Origin of the sequence: Acinetobacter sp. WA-87 (assembly GCF_039938935.1) — a bacterium.
GTDB classification, from domain to species: domain Bacteria; phylum Pseudomonadota; class Gammaproteobacteria; order Pseudomonadales; family Moraxellaceae; genus Acinetobacter; species Acinetobacter seifertii.
This window is the reverse complement of sequence record NZ_JBDUVF010000001.1, coordinates 300,446-316,546: the sequence shown is the minus strand read 5'-3', so window position 1 is coordinate 316,546 and position 16,101 is coordinate 300,446. Positions and strand designations below refer to the sequence as shown.

Annotated in this window: 15 protein-coding genes and 1 pseudogene; 13 read left to right on the top strand and 3 right to left on the bottom strand. The window is 36.1% G+C overall.

Annotated elements, in window-relative coordinates:
* The first annotated feature begins 7 nt into the window (after positions 1-7).
* From pqqC to ABFY81_RS01540, 6 genes are all read left to right on the top strand, one after another.
* The gene (gene pqqC / locus ABFY81_RS01565) at positions 8-766 is read left to right on the top strand and encodes a pyrroloquinoline-quinone synthase PqqC (protein WP_042074492.1); all 759 of its coding nucleotides are present in this window, start codon (positions 8-10) and stop codon (positions 764-766) included.
* Positions 763-1,047 (top strand): pyrroloquinoline quinone biosynthesis peptide chaperone PqqD, encoded by a 285-nt coding sequence (gene pqqD / locus ABFY81_RS01560; RefSeq protein WP_039253697.1) that lies wholly within the window; start codon positions 763-765, stop codon positions 1,045-1,047. The genes pqqC and pqqD overlap by 4 nt, the downstream gene beginning before the upstream one ends.
* Positions 1,044-2,198 carry a pyrroloquinoline quinone biosynthesis protein PqqE gene (pqqE, locus tag ABFY81_RS01555; protein ID WP_068934109.1) on the top strand — a complete coding sequence of 385 codons (1,155 nt, stop codon included), beginning with the start codon at positions 1,044-1,046 and terminating at the stop codon, positions 2,196-2,198. Before pqqD ends, pqqE begins: the two co-directional genes overlap by 4 nt.
* A gap of 16 nt (positions 2,199-2,214) precedes the next feature.
* Positions 2,215-3,267, top strand: coding sequence for a dipeptidase (locus tag ABFY81_RS01550; RefSeq protein WP_347912875.1), 1,053 nt, complete (start codon positions 2,215-2,217; stop codon positions 3,265-3,267).
* A 578-nt stretch (positions 3,268-3,845) separates the two neighbouring features.
* Positions 3,846-4,022: a hypothetical protein gene (locus ABFY81_RS01545; RefSeq protein ID WP_039253692.1), complete on the top strand. Its 177-nt coding sequence runs from the start codon at positions 3,846-3,848 to the stop codon at positions 4,020-4,022.
* A gap of 244 nt (positions 4,023-4,266) precedes the next feature.
* A complete protein-coding gene (locus tag ABFY81_RS01540; RefSeq protein WP_347912874.1) occupies positions 4,267-4,503 on the top strand; it encodes a hypothetical protein in 237 nt (78 codons plus the stop codon).
* A 72-nt stretch (positions 4,504-4,575) separates the two neighbouring features.
* Here ABFY81_RS01540 and ABFY81_RS01535 read toward each other — a convergent pair whose 3' ends face one another.
* On the bottom strand, positions 4,576-7,683 hold the full coding sequence (locus ABFY81_RS01535) for an efflux RND transporter permease subunit (RefSeq protein ID WP_347912873.1): 3,108 nt from the start codon (positions 7,681-7,683) through the stop codon (positions 4,576-4,578).
* Positions 7,680-8,846: an efflux RND transporter periplasmic adaptor subunit gene (locus tag ABFY81_RS01530; RefSeq protein ID WP_134261726.1), complete on the bottom strand. Its 1,167-nt coding sequence runs from the start codon at positions 8,844-8,846 to the stop codon at positions 7,680-7,682. The genes ABFY81_RS01535 and ABFY81_RS01530 overlap by 4 nt, the downstream gene beginning before the upstream one ends.
* Positions 8,847-8,989: 143 nt before the next feature.
* Here ABFY81_RS01530 and adeR point away from each other — a divergent pair, with 143 nt between their 5' ends.
* From adeR to ABFY81_RS01515, 3 genes are all read left to right on the top strand, one after another.
* Positions 8,990-9,721 carry an efflux system response regulator transcription factor AdeR gene (gene adeR / locus ABFY81_RS01525; protein WP_134261727.1) on the top strand — a complete coding sequence of 244 codons (732 nt, stop codon included), beginning with the start codon at positions 8,990-8,992 and terminating at the stop codon, positions 9,719-9,721.
* The gene (adeS, locus tag ABFY81_RS01520; RefSeq protein ID WP_347912872.1) at positions 9,711-10,778 is read left to right on the top strand and encodes a two-component sensor histidine kinase AdeS; all 1,068 of its coding nucleotides are present in this window, start codon (positions 9,711-9,713) and stop codon (positions 10,776-10,778) included. Before adeR ends, adeS begins: the two co-directional genes overlap by 11 nt.
* A gap of 111 nt (positions 10,779-10,889) precedes the next feature.
* A complete protein-coding gene (locus tag ABFY81_RS01515; RefSeq protein ID WP_347912871.1) occupies positions 10,890-11,477 on the top strand; it encodes a uracil-DNA glycosylase family protein in 588 nt (195 codons plus the stop codon).
* Positions 11,478-11,487: 10 nt separating this feature from the next.
* Here ABFY81_RS01515 and ABFY81_RS01510 read toward each other — a convergent pair whose 3' ends face one another.
* Complete coding sequence (locus tag ABFY81_RS01510; RefSeq protein WP_347912870.1) at positions 11,488-13,053, bottom strand: phospholipase D family protein; 1,566 nt, start codon at positions 13,051-13,053, stop codon at positions 11,488-11,490.
* 161 nt (positions 13,054-13,214) lie between these two features.
* Between ABFY81_RS01510 and ABFY81_RS01505 the strand changes: the two are divergent.
* The 4 genes and pseudogenes from ABFY81_RS01505 to panB all read left to right on the top strand — a co-directional run.
* Positions 13,215-13,325 (top strand): annotated as a pseudogene (locus ABFY81_RS01505) (site-specific integrase); the annotation flags it as partial.
* Positions 13,326-13,378: 53 nt separating this feature from the next.
* Positions 13,379-13,573: a DUF2612 domain-containing protein gene (locus ABFY81_RS01500; protein ID WP_347912869.1), complete on the top strand. Its 195-nt coding sequence runs from the start codon at positions 13,379-13,381 to the stop codon at positions 13,571-13,573.
* Between the two features lie 198 nt (positions 13,574-13,771).
* Positions 13,772-14,755, top strand: coding sequence for an acyltransferase (locus tag ABFY81_RS01495; RefSeq protein ID WP_347912868.1), 984 nt, complete (start codon positions 13,772-13,774; stop codon positions 14,753-14,755).
* Positions 14,756-15,007: 252 nt separating this feature from the next.
* The gene (panB, locus tag ABFY81_RS01490; protein ID WP_200002301.1) at positions 15,008-15,799 is read left to right on the top strand and encodes a 3-methyl-2-oxobutanoate hydroxymethyltransferase; all 792 of its coding nucleotides are present in this window, start codon (positions 15,008-15,010) and stop codon (positions 15,797-15,799) included.
* Positions 15,800-16,101: the final 302 nt, after the last annotated feature.

Sequence of the window (16,101 nt, the reverse complement as noted above, 5' to 3'; positions counted from 1 at the left end):
GTGCGCTATGACACAAACACCTGAAGCTTTAACAACCGAACAATTTAAACAGGCTATTATTGATAAAGGTCAGTATTATCATATCTATCATCCATTTCATGTAATGATGTATGAAGGTAAAGCGACTCAGCAACAAATTCAGGCTTGGGTTGCAAACCGTTATTATTATCAAATCAACATTCCACTCAAAGATGCCGCGATTATGGCAAATTGTCCAGACCAGCGCGTGCGTCAGGAATGGATTCAACGCATGATTGATCAGGATGGCGAATATCCTGATGGTGGTGGCCGAGAGGCATGGCTACGTTTAGCTGAAGCTGTAGGTTTAAGCCGTGAACAAGTGATTTCCGAAGAATTGGTTTTACCTGGTGTACGCTTTGCCGTAGATGCCTATGTAAATTTTGCACGCCGTGCATCATGGCGTGAGGCTGCAAGCAGCTCTTTAACTGAACTATTTGCACCTCAAATTCATCAGTCTCGCCTTGATTCATGGCCACAACATTACCCTTGGATTGATGACAAGGGCTATGAATATTTCCGCTCTCGTTTAAGTCAAGCACGCCGTGATGTTGAACATGGTTTAACAATCACGCTTGATTCATTTACTACTCATGAACAACAACAAAGAATGCTAGAAATATTGCAGTTTAAACTGGATATTTTATGGAGCATTTTAGATGCCTTAACACTGGCATATGTACACAATGAAGCACCGTATCATAGCGTGACTCAAGAACGGGTATGGCACAAAGGACTATTTAAATGAATAAAGAGCAGTTTGATGTAAATCTTGTGCCGACATGGCGACAAGGTTATCGTTTCCAATTTGAACCCGCTCAAAATGGTTTTGTGATTTTATATCCTGAAGGCATGATCAAGTTAAATGAAAGTGCAGGGGCTATTGGACAGTATATTGATGGGAAAAATAACGTTTCTGCCATTATTGCCCAACTCAAACAACAATTTGGCGATATAGCTGAAATTGACAACGATGTTATTGATTACATGTTAGTTGCCCAGCAACAGCACTGGATTGATTTTATATGACCAATGGTGTTGGTTTACCATTATGGCTACTAGCGGAGCTAACGTATCGTTGTCCGCTACAATGTCCATATTGTTCAAACCCTTTAGACTATGCACAGCACAAAAATGAATTGACCACACAAGAGTGGTTTGACGTTTTCGATCAAGCGCGTCAAATGGGTGCTGTGCAACTCGGGTTTTCAGGTGGTGAGCCTTTAGTACGTCAAGATCTAGAAGAGCTTGTAGCACATGCGCACCAACTTGGGTTTTATACCAACCTGATTACCTCTGGTATGGGCCTTACCGAACAGCGTATTTCCCATTTAAAGCAAGCTGGCCTAGACCATATTCAAATTAGCTTTCAAGCAAGTGACCCAGTTGTTAATGACGCTTTGGCAGGTTCAAAACATGCTTTTGAACAAAAGTATGAAATGTGTCGTCTGGTAAAAGAATATGATTATCCGATGGTTCTTAATTTTGTGATTCATCGACATAACATTGACCAAATTGATAAAATTATCGAGCTTTGTCTAGAACTTAATGCCGATACAGTCGAGTTAGCAATTTGTCAGTTTTATGGTTGGGCATTTTTAAACCGTCAAGGTTTATTACCGACACAAGAACAACTCATACGTGCAGAGCGTATTACCAATGAATATCGCGACAAGTTAAAAGCACAAAATCATCCTTGCAAACTTATTTTTGTGGTGCCTGACTATTACGAAGAAAGACCAAAAGCCTGTATGAATGGCTGGGGCAAAATTTTCTTTACAGTAGCTCCAGATGGTATGGCTTTGCCTTGTCACGCCGCTAGACAGTTACCTATTTCTTTCCCAAATGTTCGTGAGCAAAGCCTTTCCAATATTTGGTATGAATCTACAGGTTTTAACCACTTCCGTGGCGATGCATGGATGCCAGAAGGTTGCCGTAGTTGCCCAGATAAAGACCGTGACTTTGGCGGGTGTCGTTGCCAAGCCTATATGTTAACAGGCGATGCAAGCAATGCAGACCCTGTCTGTGGTAAATCGCCATATCATCAGCTTATTGAACAAGCACGTGCCGAGAGTGAACTCGATTCCTCTCTAGAAAAACTAGTGTTCCGTAATACTAAAAATTCAAAGCAATTTACGGTTCAGCAAAACATTCCTGTTCAAAATATTGCAGATGAATAGCGGTGAGAACGTAAATATGAACCATAACTCAATTCCTGTTTTTGATGGTCATAATGATGTACTAACGCGCCTTTGGTTAAGCGATCATCGCAATCCTGCTCAGGCTTTTATTCAGGAACGCTTAGCAGGGCATCTCGATTTAAAACGCTGTCAAGAAGCGGGTTTTATTGGCGGCATGTTTGCTATTTTCTTGCCGCCTTTTCACTATGTTAAGCAGCATCATCCCAACAAACTATTTGACCAAAACACATCTGACTTCACCCAACAGCAAATTGAACAAATTTGTCTGGAACAACTCGATTTAGCAAAACAACTGGCCGAATATTCTAACGATATTCAAATTTGCACAACTGTTCAGGATATTCAGCACTGCTTAGCAAAACAAAAGTTAGCGATTGTATTGCATATGGAAGGTGCCGAAGCACTACAACTTAATCCAGATTTACTCGATGTATTTTATGATGCAGGGCTTCGTAGCATCGGGCCGCTTTGGAATAGACCCAGTCGTTTTGGACATGGTTTAAACGCTAAGTTTCCCCATTCTCCTGATACAGGGATAGGTCTTACACACGAGGGCAAAGTATTTATAAAGCGCTGTGCTGATAAAAAAATGCTGGTTGATGTATCCCATATGAACGAAAAAGCTTTTTGGGATACCGCTAACATTCTTCAACAGCCCATTGTCGCGACTCATTCGAATGTCCATGCCTTATGTCCACAGGCCAGAAATCTAACAGATGATCAACTCAAAGCGATCAGAGACTCTAAAGGGATAGTTGGATTAAATTTTGATGTCGCATTTTTACGTAAAGATGGACAGCGTGATGCAAACACATCCATTGATGTCATTTTAGAACATCTAGAATATTTAATAGACGAAATAGGGATAGATCATGTTGGTTTTGGTTCCGACTTTGATGGGGCGCTCATTAGTCATGAAATTGAAGATGTAAGGGGACTACACCTACTCATCGAGAGAATGCAAAAAAGGCACTATTCGCATGAAATCGTTGAAAAAATCTGTTTTTCTAACTGGTTGACTGTGCTTAATCGTATTTTAGATGAATAATCTATCGCTAAACTTATTGAAAATAGCGAATTATTTTACATTTTTTATTGGCCGAAATGACTAGAAAAAGTACAACTGGTTTAATTGTCAACCATTCGGTAAATTAACTAGAATCAATATTACTGAATGTAAGAACATTTGGTATTTCAGGTCTTTAGTGGTTTTCACTTGCGCCCATTTTTTCTTGAGAAGTAGAAATGGGCGTTTTTTTATTGCTTATAAAAAATGAGAAGTTCATCACAGGATTTACTAATTAACTGCAAATCATCTCTTTACTATCTTGACTAAAACTTCAGCATTAAATACATTTAAGTTGTATTCAAAGATAAATAAGATTGCTTCAAGCAATTAATAATACTGCTTAATCCTGAAATACAGTAGAAAGCCTATTCTTTTTTTAGAATAGGCTTTTTGCTTTGTATCAAAATTTATTTTTGAAACTATTACACTCTTCAATTAACATAAAAATTAAATACCTTACAAAAGCGGCTCAAATCAAAGCCCTTAAATAACAAAGAATGTGCTATTAATTTAAGCTGATTTATAAAAAGTTTCTCCGTCGATTGAAGAGGTGTAAAATGTTAAAATCAATTTTAGTACTAGGAACAGGTATTGCAATTGGCATGTGCATGTACAAGAAAAAGCAGAAAAATAGTAAGAGCTTTAGCACAGGTAGTGACACTGACTCATTAATTAATAAAGATAATAACAAAGTTAAAGATGATGGTTCACTCGATAATGCTGTACAAGTTTAGAATTTCATAAGGGTTCATCAGTGAACCCTTCTAATATTTAAAATTAACTTTATCTAAAATAAAAAATAAGACTAATAAGTTAATTTAAAAATAAATTTCATGTTATATAAAATTTTATTATTCTTTAATTATTTGAGACATATTTAATAAAACAAAAAGAACACTTTAAATGTTAAACTTTACACATTGTAGCAAAACAAACTCTATTATTTTTTATGTTAAGAATAAGAAAATGGAGACTAAAATGTCTAAACGTCATATTTTAAAAGAAGTTAATGCGAAAAGTATGTGCGGTATGGAAATTGTAGTAGAACAAATTTTCGAAAATACATTTGAAAAAAATTTGGCTTCAAGTGAAATACAACAAAGCTGGTTACCTCTTTCTAAGATTGTGATTTCAGACAAAGTCATCAATTTGGATCAAGACAATACCTTTGCTCATCCTAGAACAGGTAAAGTCTTTAAGGTATTAAACTCTTAAATAATTTGGCTTTAGATGAATATAAAAGAAATGATTGAGGCGAAACTACAAAGGGTTCCGCCTCAATGTGTTTTATAGGTTATTTTTCTTCTTTAAAAATAGTTTTTCGGCTGCTCCCAATACAAAAATAAAGAAGACCGGTACGAAAAATATAGCCAGAATTGTCGCAGAAATCATACCTCCAAACACGCCAGTCCCTAACGCATGCTGGGTTTCAGAACTTGCACCACTTGCAATTACCAGCGGAATCACACCAAAAGTAAAGGCAAGAGAAGTCATTAAAATTGGACGTAAACGTAACTTCGCTGCCGCAACTGCTGCTTCAATTAAGCTCATACCTTCTTCTTTAAGCATTTTTGCGAACTCAACAATTAAGATCGCATTTTTTGCAGATAAACCAATAATGGTAATCAGACCAATTTTGAAGAAAATATCGTTTGGTATTCCTCTTAGCATAATCGCTAAAATAGCACCAAAAATACCTAAAGGAACAACCAACATAACTGAAAGTGGAATTGACCAGCTTTCATAAAGTGCAGCTAACACTAAAAACACGACCAACATCGATAAAGCAATGAGAAATGCCATTTGCGATTCAGACTGTTTTTCCTGCAAAGAAATACCTGTCCATTCATAGCCAATTCCTTGAGGAAGTTTGGCAATCAATTTTTCCATTTCTCGCATTGCATCGCCTGAAGAAACTCCAATATTAGGAACCCCAGCAATACTTAATGAAGGACGGCCATTATAGCGATTATATTGCTGCGGCAACTTGTTCCACTGTGGAGTGACCACCTCAGATAAAGACACCAGTTGTCCATTTGCCCCAGCAACTTTCAAGCTCAAAATATCTTTTAAATGCATGCGCGATTGTGCATTGGCTTGAACAATAACTTGCTGCATACGACCCTGATTTGGGAAGTCATTGATATACATTGACCCCATAGAAGTCGAAATAATATCTGAAACAGAAGCAAAGCTAACACCTAAGGTATTTAACTTCTCACGGTCTATTTTCAAGCTAATATTGTCGCCTTGTGGCAGACCTTCAGGGTAAACCATATAAAACTTTTTGTTTTGAGCCGCCATTTCCATGAGTTTTGTTTGTGCTGCGATTAAAGCTGGCATTCCTAAATTTGCTTTATCTTGTAAGCGCAAACTAAAACCTGAAGAGGTACCTAATTCATCAATGGCTGGAGGAAGTACTGACATCGTTGTACCTTCCTTACTTTTCGCCATTTCTGCATTAACGAAATTGGTATAGTCGGTCGTAGATTTATTACGTTCACCAAAATCTTTTAAGGTTGTAAATGCGAGCGCGACGTTTTGACCTGCACCACTAAATCCCCAACCCATAATTGAAATATTGCTTGTTACATCGGACTGTTCATTTAAATGATCTTCAAATTCTTTAACAATTTTTTGAGTGCGTTCAGCAGTTGCATCTGAAGGCAATTGGAACGAAGTTAAAAACCAGCCCTGATCTTCTTCAGGCATAAAAGCAGTTGGCCAATATTTCATACCAGCAAAAGTTAGCCCTGTAATCACCACAAAAATGATGAATGTCGGAATCGTATGTTTAACTACTTTTAACAGAATAACTTCATACTTTTTTGTGACTTTATCAAAGCTTCGATCAAACCATGCATAAAATCCTTTCTTTTGATGGTGGGCATCAATTGGTTTTAGCAAGGTTGCACAAAGTGCAGGAGTTAGGGTTAAAGCTAAAAATGCCGAGAATAAAATTGAAACCGACATGGTAATCGTAAATTGGCGATAGATAATACCAACCGAACCACTTGCCAAAGCCATTGGTAAAAATACAGCCGCTAACACCAAGGTAATACCAATAATTGGGCTGGTAATCTCGGTCATGGCCTTAGAGGTAGCTTCTTTAGGCGATAAGCCTTCAGTTGCCATAATCCGTTCAACATTCTCGACCACCACAATCGCGTCATCAACAATAATCCCGATTGCAAGCACCATACCGAACATGGTCAACACATTAATTGAGTAACCTGTCAAAAGCATGATGGTAAAGGTGCCGAGCAGGGCAATTGGTGCCACGATCGCAGGAATTAAGGTATAGCGAACATTATGAAGAAATACATACATCACAATAAAAACCAGCACCATGGCTTCAAGTAAGGTATGAACTACTTTTTCTATCGAGATTTTAACAAAAGGCGCAGTATCATAAGGAATACTGAATTGCATACCTTCAGGCAGGTTTGGTTTTAATTCATCAAGTTTCTGTTTTACTGCATCAGCTGTTTTTACTGCATTTGCACCAGGACTAAGCTGAATTGCCGCAGCCGTCGCAGGTTTACCATTTTCTAAAATTGCAAAGTTATATGATTGTGCGCCCATTTCTACATCGGCTACATCAGATAACTTAATATGAGCACCGCTAATATTGCTCTTTAAACTAATGTTTTTAAACTGTTCAACTGTTTCGAGTTGACCTTGAGCAGATAAAGGCACTGTTATTAGCTGCCCGTTGACTAAAGGGCGGTCACCAAGCCGACCCGGTGCAATATCAATGTTATTGCTGCGAATCGCATTGTTTACATCACTAATTGAGAGTCCATAAGAAACCAATTTGTTTGGGTCCACCCAAATCCGCATTGCTTTTTCAGCACCAAAGGATTGAATCTTGCCAACACCCTCAACACGTTTAAGCTCTTCGACCACATTGCGGACCAAGTAATCACTTAAATCGACTTCTGAATAACGATGGTTAGGTGAGTTTAAACCGACCAGCATTAAAAAGCCCGAGGATGATGCTTCGACTGCTAAACCTTGTTGACGAACAACTTGCGGTAAGCGGGCTTCAACCGCTTTAATCTTATTCTGTACGTCAACTTGAGCCATGTCGACATCAGTACCGGGTTTAAAAGTCGCAGTAATTTCAGCAGTCCCTGACGAATCAGTTGTAGCGCTATAGTAGAGTAAATTTTTTACTCCAGACATTTCCCGTTCAATGAGCGTAATAACACTATCATTAATTGTTTTAGGAGTAGCGCCAGGATAGCTTGCTGTAATATTCACCTGAGGAGGTGCAACACTTGGAAAGCGTGCAATAGGCAACTTTGGAATACTCAGTACACCAAATAAAATAATAAAAATTGCAATTACCCATGCAAAAACAGGACGGCGAATGAAGAATTGAGACATCATTTAGCATCTCCTTGCTTCACCGTATTTGCTGCCGAAGCGGCTTTCCATGCTGAAATCGCTAGCTTTTGGTTGGGCTGAATACGCTCAATCCCTTCAACGACAACTTTATCTCCAGCATTTAGACCTTTATTGATGAGATAAAATTGTTGATATTGTTGGCCTAGCTCTACAGGGCGTACATCTGCACTACCTTTGGCATTTACAACATAAACTTGTGGGTCGCCGTTCATATTGCGCTGAATAGCTTGTTCTGGAACAAGTAAAGCCTGAGGAACAGAGGCGCGTTCAATGTTGACGCGAACATACATGCCCGGTAATAATTTTCGTTCAGGATTAGACACTTCAATACGGATAGTGACATCACCTGTTTCAGGGTCGACATTAATATCTTCAAAAAGCATTTTTGCCGATACGTTATAAGGCTGTCCCAAACTATTTAAGATTTGTACACCTTTTTGATTGTTGGCAGATAACTCGCCACTTTGTAAAGCTTCCTTTAAGCGCTCATATTCACCAATAGATTGTTTTACATCGACATAAACACGGTCAATTTGTTGAATGGTAGCCATTGTATTGCTATCAGCTTGGCTGACTAGAGCACCTTCGGTCACAAACGATTTACCAATACGGCCTGAAATTGGTGCTCGTACTGTGGCGTACTGTAAATTTAGATTTTGACGAGCCAGCAAGGCTTTCATTTGGGCAACATCTGCAATCGCTTGTCGATATTGCGACTCGGCATTACTTACTTCTTGCTTACTAATTGCGTTGCTTGGTAAGAGTTGTTGATAGCGTTCAAGTTGTACTTTTAAACGATTAACTTCTGCTTCTGCTTTATTTAGGCCAGCTCGATTACTATTTACATCAGCTTCAAAAATTTCCGAGTTAATTTTATATAAAGGTTGTCCAGCCTTGACTTCACTACCTTGGGTGAACAGGACTTTTTCAACAATACCGCCTACCTGAGGACGAATTTCGGCTGTACGGAAAGCCTGAACACGTGCAGGGAGGTTTTCACTAAAATTCACAGACTGTGGTTGAAGTGCTAAAACAGTGACTTTAGCTTCTTGCACTTGTGTTTGATCTGTCGCTTGTTCTTTACTACAACCATGCAAAACAAGACTAATTGAGAATATGAATGGAACTAAAAAATGCTTCTGCACTTTTATAACACCTAATGGACTTCTAGATGCTGGCATTATTTTTGATATGTGTGTAACTAAAATCGCTAATATGTGGAAAAAGTGTGGAGACTTAAGAAAAAATGTGCGTATCATAAATCAAATTTTTATCGCGTTTTATTGCTATGTTTGAGTCAACCTTTACGTTTAATTGTCAGGATAAACTTATTCTTGTGGTAGAAGATGACTATGATATTGGCGATATAATTGAACATTATTTAAAACGTGAAGGCATGCGTGTTGTACGTGCCATGAATGGTAAACAAGCCATTGAAATACATACAAGTCAACCTATTGATTTAGTCATACTCGATATAAAAATGCCCGAATTAAGTGGATGGGAAGTTCTAAATAAAATTCGGCAAAAAGCAGCTACACCCGTAATTATGTTGACTGCTTTAGATCAAGAAATTGATAAAGTCATGGCTCTAAGAATTGGTGCAGATGACTTTGTCGTAAAACCATTTAATCCCAATGAAGTGGTTGCACGCGTACAAGCAGTATTACGGCGCACCCAACAAAATCAGCAAATGTCTAACCGAAATCTGATTTATAAAAATATTGAAGTAAATACTGAAATACATACTGCCTATATATATTTAGATAACAAGCAACAAGCACTTAATTTGACCCTAACTGAATATAAAATTTTGCTGTTGATGCTACCTCATCCACATAAAGTTTTTACCCGCTCGGAACTGATGAATCATTGTTTGCCAGATCGAGATGCACTTGAACGTACTGTTGATAGCCATGTCAGTAAGTTACGAAAGAAAATGGAAGAGCAAGGTTTAGAGAACATGCTGATTAATGTTCGTGGAGTAGGCTACCGTTTGGATAATCCGCATGAAAAATAAAACAGGCATTAGTAAACAACTGATTATAGCACTTAGCTTTACCAGTCTAATTGTTACGTTGAGTTCGCTCATATTAGGTTATGGTACTTATTATGTTGCGATCGAAGTCGGTCTTATTTCTCTTAAAAAATTAAAAGAGAGCGATGAGTTTTTTCACTACTTAGACGGCATATGGCTGTTCGCCGTACTTCTATTTGGTACGGCATTTTCCATTATTTTAGGAATTAAGCTTGCTCAACGTTTTATTGTGCCAATTAATCTATTAGCAGATGCAGCAAAAAAAATTAGTCAGGGTGATTTAACTGCACGTGTAGAAAGCTCTATGCATCATACTTCTGAAATTGCCGAACTCATGCATAACTTTAATGATATGGCACAAAAGCTTGAAACTTCTGTACAGAACGCTCATGTCTGGAATGCTGCGATTGCACATGAGCTAAGAACACCTGTCACCATTTTACAAGGACGGCTACAGGGTATTATCGATGGTGTTTTTAAACCAGATCCGGTTTTATTTAAAAATTTACTGAGTCAAGTTGAAGGCTTATCCAACCTTGTGGAAGACTTACGCACTTTAAGCCTTTTTGAAAACCAACAACTCAGACTTAATATTGAAACGATTAATTTTAATGAGACTGCCTATAAAGTCGTGCACATGTTTCAAGAAAAACTACAAACTGCTCAACTCAAAGTAGCTTTCAATATTCAAGCGCCAGAAGTGAAATGCGATCACAGACGGATAGAACAAGTTTTAATTGCTTTACTTGATAATGCTACGCGATATGCAAATCCGGGTAACTTAAAAATTTCAACCCAATATCATCAACATGATTGGGTCCTAGAAATAGAAGATGAAGGCCCAGGCATTTCAGCTGAGCACCATAAAGAATTATTTAATCCTTTTTTTCGGCTCGAGCAGTCAAGAAATAAAGAATTAGGTGGAACTGGTTTAGGGCTTTCGGTTGTACAAGCGCTAGTGATTGCACATAAAGGAAGGGTAGATTACATCAACGAGAATTCACATAGCATTTTTAAAATCAGCATACCTCAACAATAGGATATGGAATAACTTAACGTTTTGATTAACAGAATTTGCATTTATTGACTCGTGATTAATCTGAAAATGCGTTAAGTTATTTATAAACTTTGAAGTAAATACTGATTTTTTATGATAATTGAGATAGAAACCCATCCACTACAACCATTTTTACCTGAAAATGCTCGTTTACTAATGCTAGGGAGTTTTCCACCACCTCGTAATAAATGGAAGATGGATTTTTATTATCCAAATTTTCAAAATGATATGTGGAGAATTTTTGGCTTAATTTTCTTCAAAGATAAAAACTATTTCTTAAGTGAAAATCAAAAAACATTTAATGAAGAATGTATCCGAGAGTTTTTAACTGAAACAGGTATTGCTATTTTCGATACGGCTTATCAAATTAAACGGCTCAAGGGTAATGCTTCCGATAAATTTCTGGAAATTGTGGCTCCAACAGACTTGGCTGCTTTACTTCAACAAATTCCTTTGTGCCAGACAATTATGACGACAGGCGATAAAGCAACTGATACCTTAATTTCGGTTTTACCTGAAAATACGGAAAAACCTTTAATTGGGACATCGACATCAACTTACTTTGCAGACCGCAGTATTGATTTATATCGGTTACCATCTTCTTCTAGAGCATATCCATTAGCTCTTGAGAAAAAAGCAGAAGCCTATCAACAATTCTTTAATAAAATCGGATTCTTATAATATTGAAAAATTACATCATCCATTCAATAGGTAGGTAAGAAACCGCTTTAATCATTGTTCGTTGAAAACGGCTAGTTCCCGGGTCTTTATTATATTCAATCACTTGCCCATTCGACTGGTAATCGAGCCAGACAATTTGTCCTTCGCTGTTTAATTTCAGTTGATAGGCCACTTGAGTTAAGTGTTGATCTAACATAACGGAAATTTGGGTTTGTAATTGATTAGACTCAATCACTAAGCCAACTTCGGTATTTAAATAGGTAGAGCGGGGGTCAAAGTTAAAAGAACCAATAAATACTTTGCCGTCTACATCAAAAAATTTAGCATGCAAACTGGATTTATTTTTACCTTTTGCTGGTATAACGCTACCCGTTACAATTTCGTACCAAGTTCTACGCCGCCGTTCTAGCACAGGTTTAAACTCATAAAGCTCAACACCATTTTTAAGCATTTCTACGCGGTATTGACTATAAAAAGCATGTACGATCGCAACATCATTTGCGGCAAAAGAGTTGGTTAATGCGCGAACTTTGATTCCTTCAACTCGCAGTTGCTTTAAATAATATGTACCTTGTTGGGTTGGTACAAAATAAGCCGAAGCTAATTCTAAGTGTTGCTTAGGTTTACCCATAATAGACATGACTTGCCCATATAGCATTTCATGTTCAGTTGCTGTACCTAAAATCTTCTTGGGTGAGTCTGCCACAAAGTGTGCTTTAGACCACTGAATAGGATTATGCTCTAAAAGCTCTTTTAAATAACTCTGGGCATCATAAAGCTTATCTTCTGTAAGGCTTTGGCCTTCATGATGTAATTGTTCATAATGCTCTCTTAGAGCTTTTAAATGATGCTCAGCACAAGTTCCAATAATATCAGTTGCATTTACACTTAAGATACTTTCCCAAAAATCAGTAAATACAGCTTGGGCATGTCTTACAGCATCTCCATAGAACAAAATATCCATATCAGTAAATTGAAACTTACTGCTTGCTTCAAAGTATTCACTACTAATATTTCTACCGCCTGTTACTGCAATCGAAGCATCAGCAATAATGAGCTTGTTATGCATGCGATGATTTACTTTTTTGAACCGAAAAATATAGTCAAAAATGCGTAGATATCGAAACTTATAAGGATTAAATAATCTAATTTCAAAATTGGTATGCTGTGAGAGACTTCTTAATATGCCATCAAGTTTTATGCCGTTTTGATCATCAATTAACAGTCGAACTTTTATTCCTCGATCTGCTGCCTTAAGCAATTCATGCAAGATGAGGTTACCCACAAAATCATTGGTCCAAATGTAATATTGTAGATCTATCGTTTCCTTGGCATTTCTAATTAAATAGATACGTGAGGCGATACTCATAAATGCATCATCAAGGGCTACAAAGGCGGTAAGACCCTGACGCGTTTTTTCTTCTGCTGCATCATCATTCAACCAGCTATTTGTCTTTATCACTATATCTTTCTCATTAGGATCGTATCTGTCTGTATAAGAAGGTAAATCAGTAAAACCCCAAGCACTTAAGGCCATAGTACTATATTGCTCGTATAATTCATTAATTCTAAGCATTTTAAATTATCAAACATATAAATTTATTAAATATCAGTAATTTATGTGGAAAATCCAGATAAAATACTAACAATTAATTAACTATATGCACGCTAAATGGTTATTTATATAGCTATATTTGGCATAAAATTGTTAAAATAAAAAGAAATATGCACCAAAAAATGAAGATTCATGAACCAATTAAACGTGGTGAAACTTATCGTATCACTCTGACTTTTAAAAAAAGATATTCTTGTACTCGAGATACTGAAAAAGAATGTGAGCAATTCGCAGTAGCCTATTGTGATTCAGACAATATTGAGATCAGTGTTGCTGGAGGTGTTTAATGCAAACAGATGATTACTTGAATCTGATCATTAATGAACACCGATCTAAACCAAATTTTAATGAAACGGTCAAAGTATCGATTGAGCCGATTATTGATTGCATGAAAGTGCTGCAAAGTATGAATGAAAAGTTTGATTTAGATACATTAAGTGGGGATCAAATAAACATCCGAAGTAATGTCTTCAACGACTAATACTAAGTTTGTGGCTAGATTTAACGGTGAAATTACTTTTTCAGGTATGCAAACTCTTCTTTTCTATTGTTGGATCGCCAATCGAGTGGTGATTTAAATAACTTAAATAGAAAGATCCCAAAAAGTTATCAAAAAAAGATCATAAATCATTTAAACTCATTCAACCTGAAATTTAATAATAAGGTTGAGTAAATTCTAATGATTAATAATATACAAGCATTGAGAGCTTTTGCTGCTCTCAATGTAGTTTTTTACCATATTATTGGTGCTTCTATTACATACAATATTTCTGCTGAAGGCTTCTATATATTAAAAGAATGGGGGCAAAATGGTGTAGATATTTTCTTTATAATTTCTGGATTTATAATGGTTTTTGTCCAAGAAAAGAACCGTAAATCGTCTTACGAATTTTTTAAGAATCGTGTAGAAAGAATTGTTCCAATTTATTGGTTATTAACTTTAGTTTTTTTGACATTAGCTTTGATAATTCCTTCAGCTTTTAATTCTCTGAATATAAGCACTTCAAAAATAATTAATTCATTTTTATTTATTGAAGATTGGATGTCTAAAGAAATGCCTATATTGTATGTTGGCTGGACTTTAGAATATGAAATGCTTTTTTATATTCTATTTTCATTAAGTTTATTTATAAAAAATAAAATTCTTAGTTATTCAACAATGGGAATTGCTCTGGTAGTACTTCCTTTTGTGACTTCTCTTGATTTAATTATTCTCGAATTTGCGTTCGGAATGCTTTGTGCTTTTGTTTTTTTGAGATTTAAGCCAAAGAATGGTTTGCTAATTGCTGGATTTGGTTTCCTATTATTATGCTCATCGATACTCTTTGACTATGAGGTTCATAGATCAGTGAAATGGGGAATACCTGCATTTTTTATCGTTCTTGGTTTATTGTGGATTAAACAAACAAAGAATAAAATTTCTATTTACCTAGGAAATGCCTCATACAGCATTTATCTCATTCAAGTTTTTACAATTCCTTTATTCTATAAAATATCATCTCGATACCTAACATTCTTAGATGGACACATTATTGCAGTACTAGCTTTAATCTTTAGTGCAATTATTGGATGTCTTTTCTATCAAATTATTGAGGTCAGAGTGACAAATTTCATTAAAAATCGTAAGTCTAATTCTCTACCGAATAATAGCGCACCAGCTTAAAGCATAAAAAGCAACTGTTGCTATTTGTACAAAAGCCCTCTAATGAGGGCTTTTACATTGATAATAATTCATAAATTAAGAAAAAAATCTTAATTATATTAATCAATATAATAAAGAAAAATAAATTAATTTTTACCTCATCTTTAGAAGATTTTTCTAATACTGTTCTTTTATATATTATTTTTTAGTAAATTTTACCTTTCAAAAAAGACTAACCTTTAAATCCTTCTTTAAAGATTAGAATCACTAGCTATGAAAACGATAACTTTAACGACATTAAAAGCTATGAAAGAACAAAAACAAAAAATAGCTGTTCTGACTTGTTATGACTCTACCTTTGCTAAGGTCGCAAATAATGCAGGAGTAGACGTTTTGCTAGTTGGAGATACTTTAGGTATGGTATTACAGGGATATGACAGCACTTTACCTGTAACAACTGAACAAATGGTATATCACACTGCTTGTGTTAAAAGCGGAAATACTAACGCATTTATTATTTCTGATATGTCATTTATGACCTATGGAACGCTGGAAGATGCACTAAAAAATGCTGGCCTTCTAATGCAAGCCGGAGCACATATGGTAAAAATCGAAGGAGATTCATGGCTTGCTGAATCAATTCAAAAATTAACTCAAAATGGCGTACCTGTATGTGCTCATATTGGATTAACACCTCAATCTGTAAATGTTTTGGGTGGATTTAAAGTTCAAGGTAAAACTGAAGACCAAGCAAAAAATTTAATTAATACAGCAAAGCATTTAGAAGAAGCTGGAGCAGCAATGCTGTTGATTGAATGTGTACCTTCTATTGTTGCAACACAAATCAGTCAATCGGTTTCTATACCTGTGATTGGAATTGGTGCTGGTGCCGATACAGATGCTCAAGTACTGGTCTTACATGATATGTTGGGTTTAAACGATAAGCCTGCAAAATTTGTGAAAAATTTCATGGAAGGACAATCAAGTATTGAGTCTGCTATTAAAGAATATGTTAAAGCTGTAAAAGAAGGTTCTTTCCCAAGCGAAGCACATCAATATATTTAGAAAATTGATTTAAACATAAGGGAAGATAATCAAAAGTTAAAAATGATTATCTTCTTTTTTTTAAATTGATGTAGTTAAGTATTTTGAAAGCTGCTATTACCAACACTAAAAATTTACCGTTAAAAACCGAGACACAACACATCCTTAGTCCAAATAATGTGAATTATTTATCAATAAAATTTCACAACTACACATTAATTACATTTGGATATTTAAGAATCACAAGAAAACACATGTTTTGTATCATACTTCTTTAAAAGGCTGAGTAAGCAACCGACCAAGAAGGAAGGTAAAAAGGAGAT

What these genes read in the sequence shown, in the direction of transcription:
- ABFY81_RS01515 (WP_347912871.1), top strand. Translation starts at nt 10,890, where the DNA reads ATGATAATTGAGATAGAAACCCATCCACTACAACCATTTTTACCTGAA.
- ABFY81_RS01500 (WP_347912869.1), top strand. Translation starts at nt 13,379, where the DNA reads ATGCAAACAGATGATTACTTGAATCTGATCATTAATGAACACCGATCT.
- ABFY81_RS01540 (WP_347912874.1), top strand. Translation starts at nt 4,267, where the DNA reads ATGTCTAAACGTCATATTTTAAAAGAAGTTAATGCGAAAAGTATGTGC.
- ABFY81_RS01535 (WP_347912873.1), bottom strand. Translation starts at nt 7,683, where the DNA reads ATGATGTCTCAATTCTTCATTCGCCGTCCTGTTTTTGCATGGGTAATT.
- ABFY81_RS01550 (WP_347912875.1), top strand. Translation starts at nt 2,215, where the DNA reads ATGAACCATAACTCAATTCCTGTTTTTGATGGTCATAATGATGTACTA.
- adeR (WP_134261727.1), top strand. Translation starts at nt 8,990, where the DNA reads ATGTTTGAGTCAACCTTTACGTTTAATTGTCAGGATAAACTTATTCTT.
- pqqE (WP_068934109.1), top strand. Translation starts at nt 1,044, where the DNA reads ATGACCAATGGTGTTGGTTTACCATTATGGCTACTAGCGGAGCTAACG.
- panB (WP_200002301.1), top strand. Translation starts at nt 15,008, where the DNA reads ATGAAAACGATAACTTTAACGACATTAAAAGCTATGAAAGAACAAAAA.
- pqqD (WP_039253697.1), top strand. Translation starts at nt 763, where the DNA reads ATGAATAAAGAGCAGTTTGATGTAAATCTTGTGCCGACATGGCGACAA.
- pqqC (WP_042074492.1), top strand. Translation starts at nt 8, where the DNA reads ATGACACAAACACCTGAAGCTTTAACAACCGAACAATTTAAACAGGCT.
- ABFY81_RS01510 (WP_347912870.1), bottom strand. Translation starts at nt 13,053, where the DNA reads ATGCTTAGAATTAATGAATTATACGAGCAATATAGTACTATGGCCTTA.
- ABFY81_RS01495 (WP_347912868.1), top strand. Translation starts at nt 13,772, where the DNA reads ATGATTAATAATATACAAGCATTGAGAGCTTTTGCTGCTCTCAATGTA.
- ABFY81_RS01545 (WP_039253692.1), top strand. Translation starts at nt 3,846, where the DNA reads ATGTTAAAATCAATTTTAGTACTAGGAACAGGTATTGCAATTGGCATG.
- adeS (WP_347912872.1), top strand. Translation starts at nt 9,711, where the DNA reads ATGAAAAATAAAACAGGCATTAGTAAACAACTGATTATAGCACTTAGC.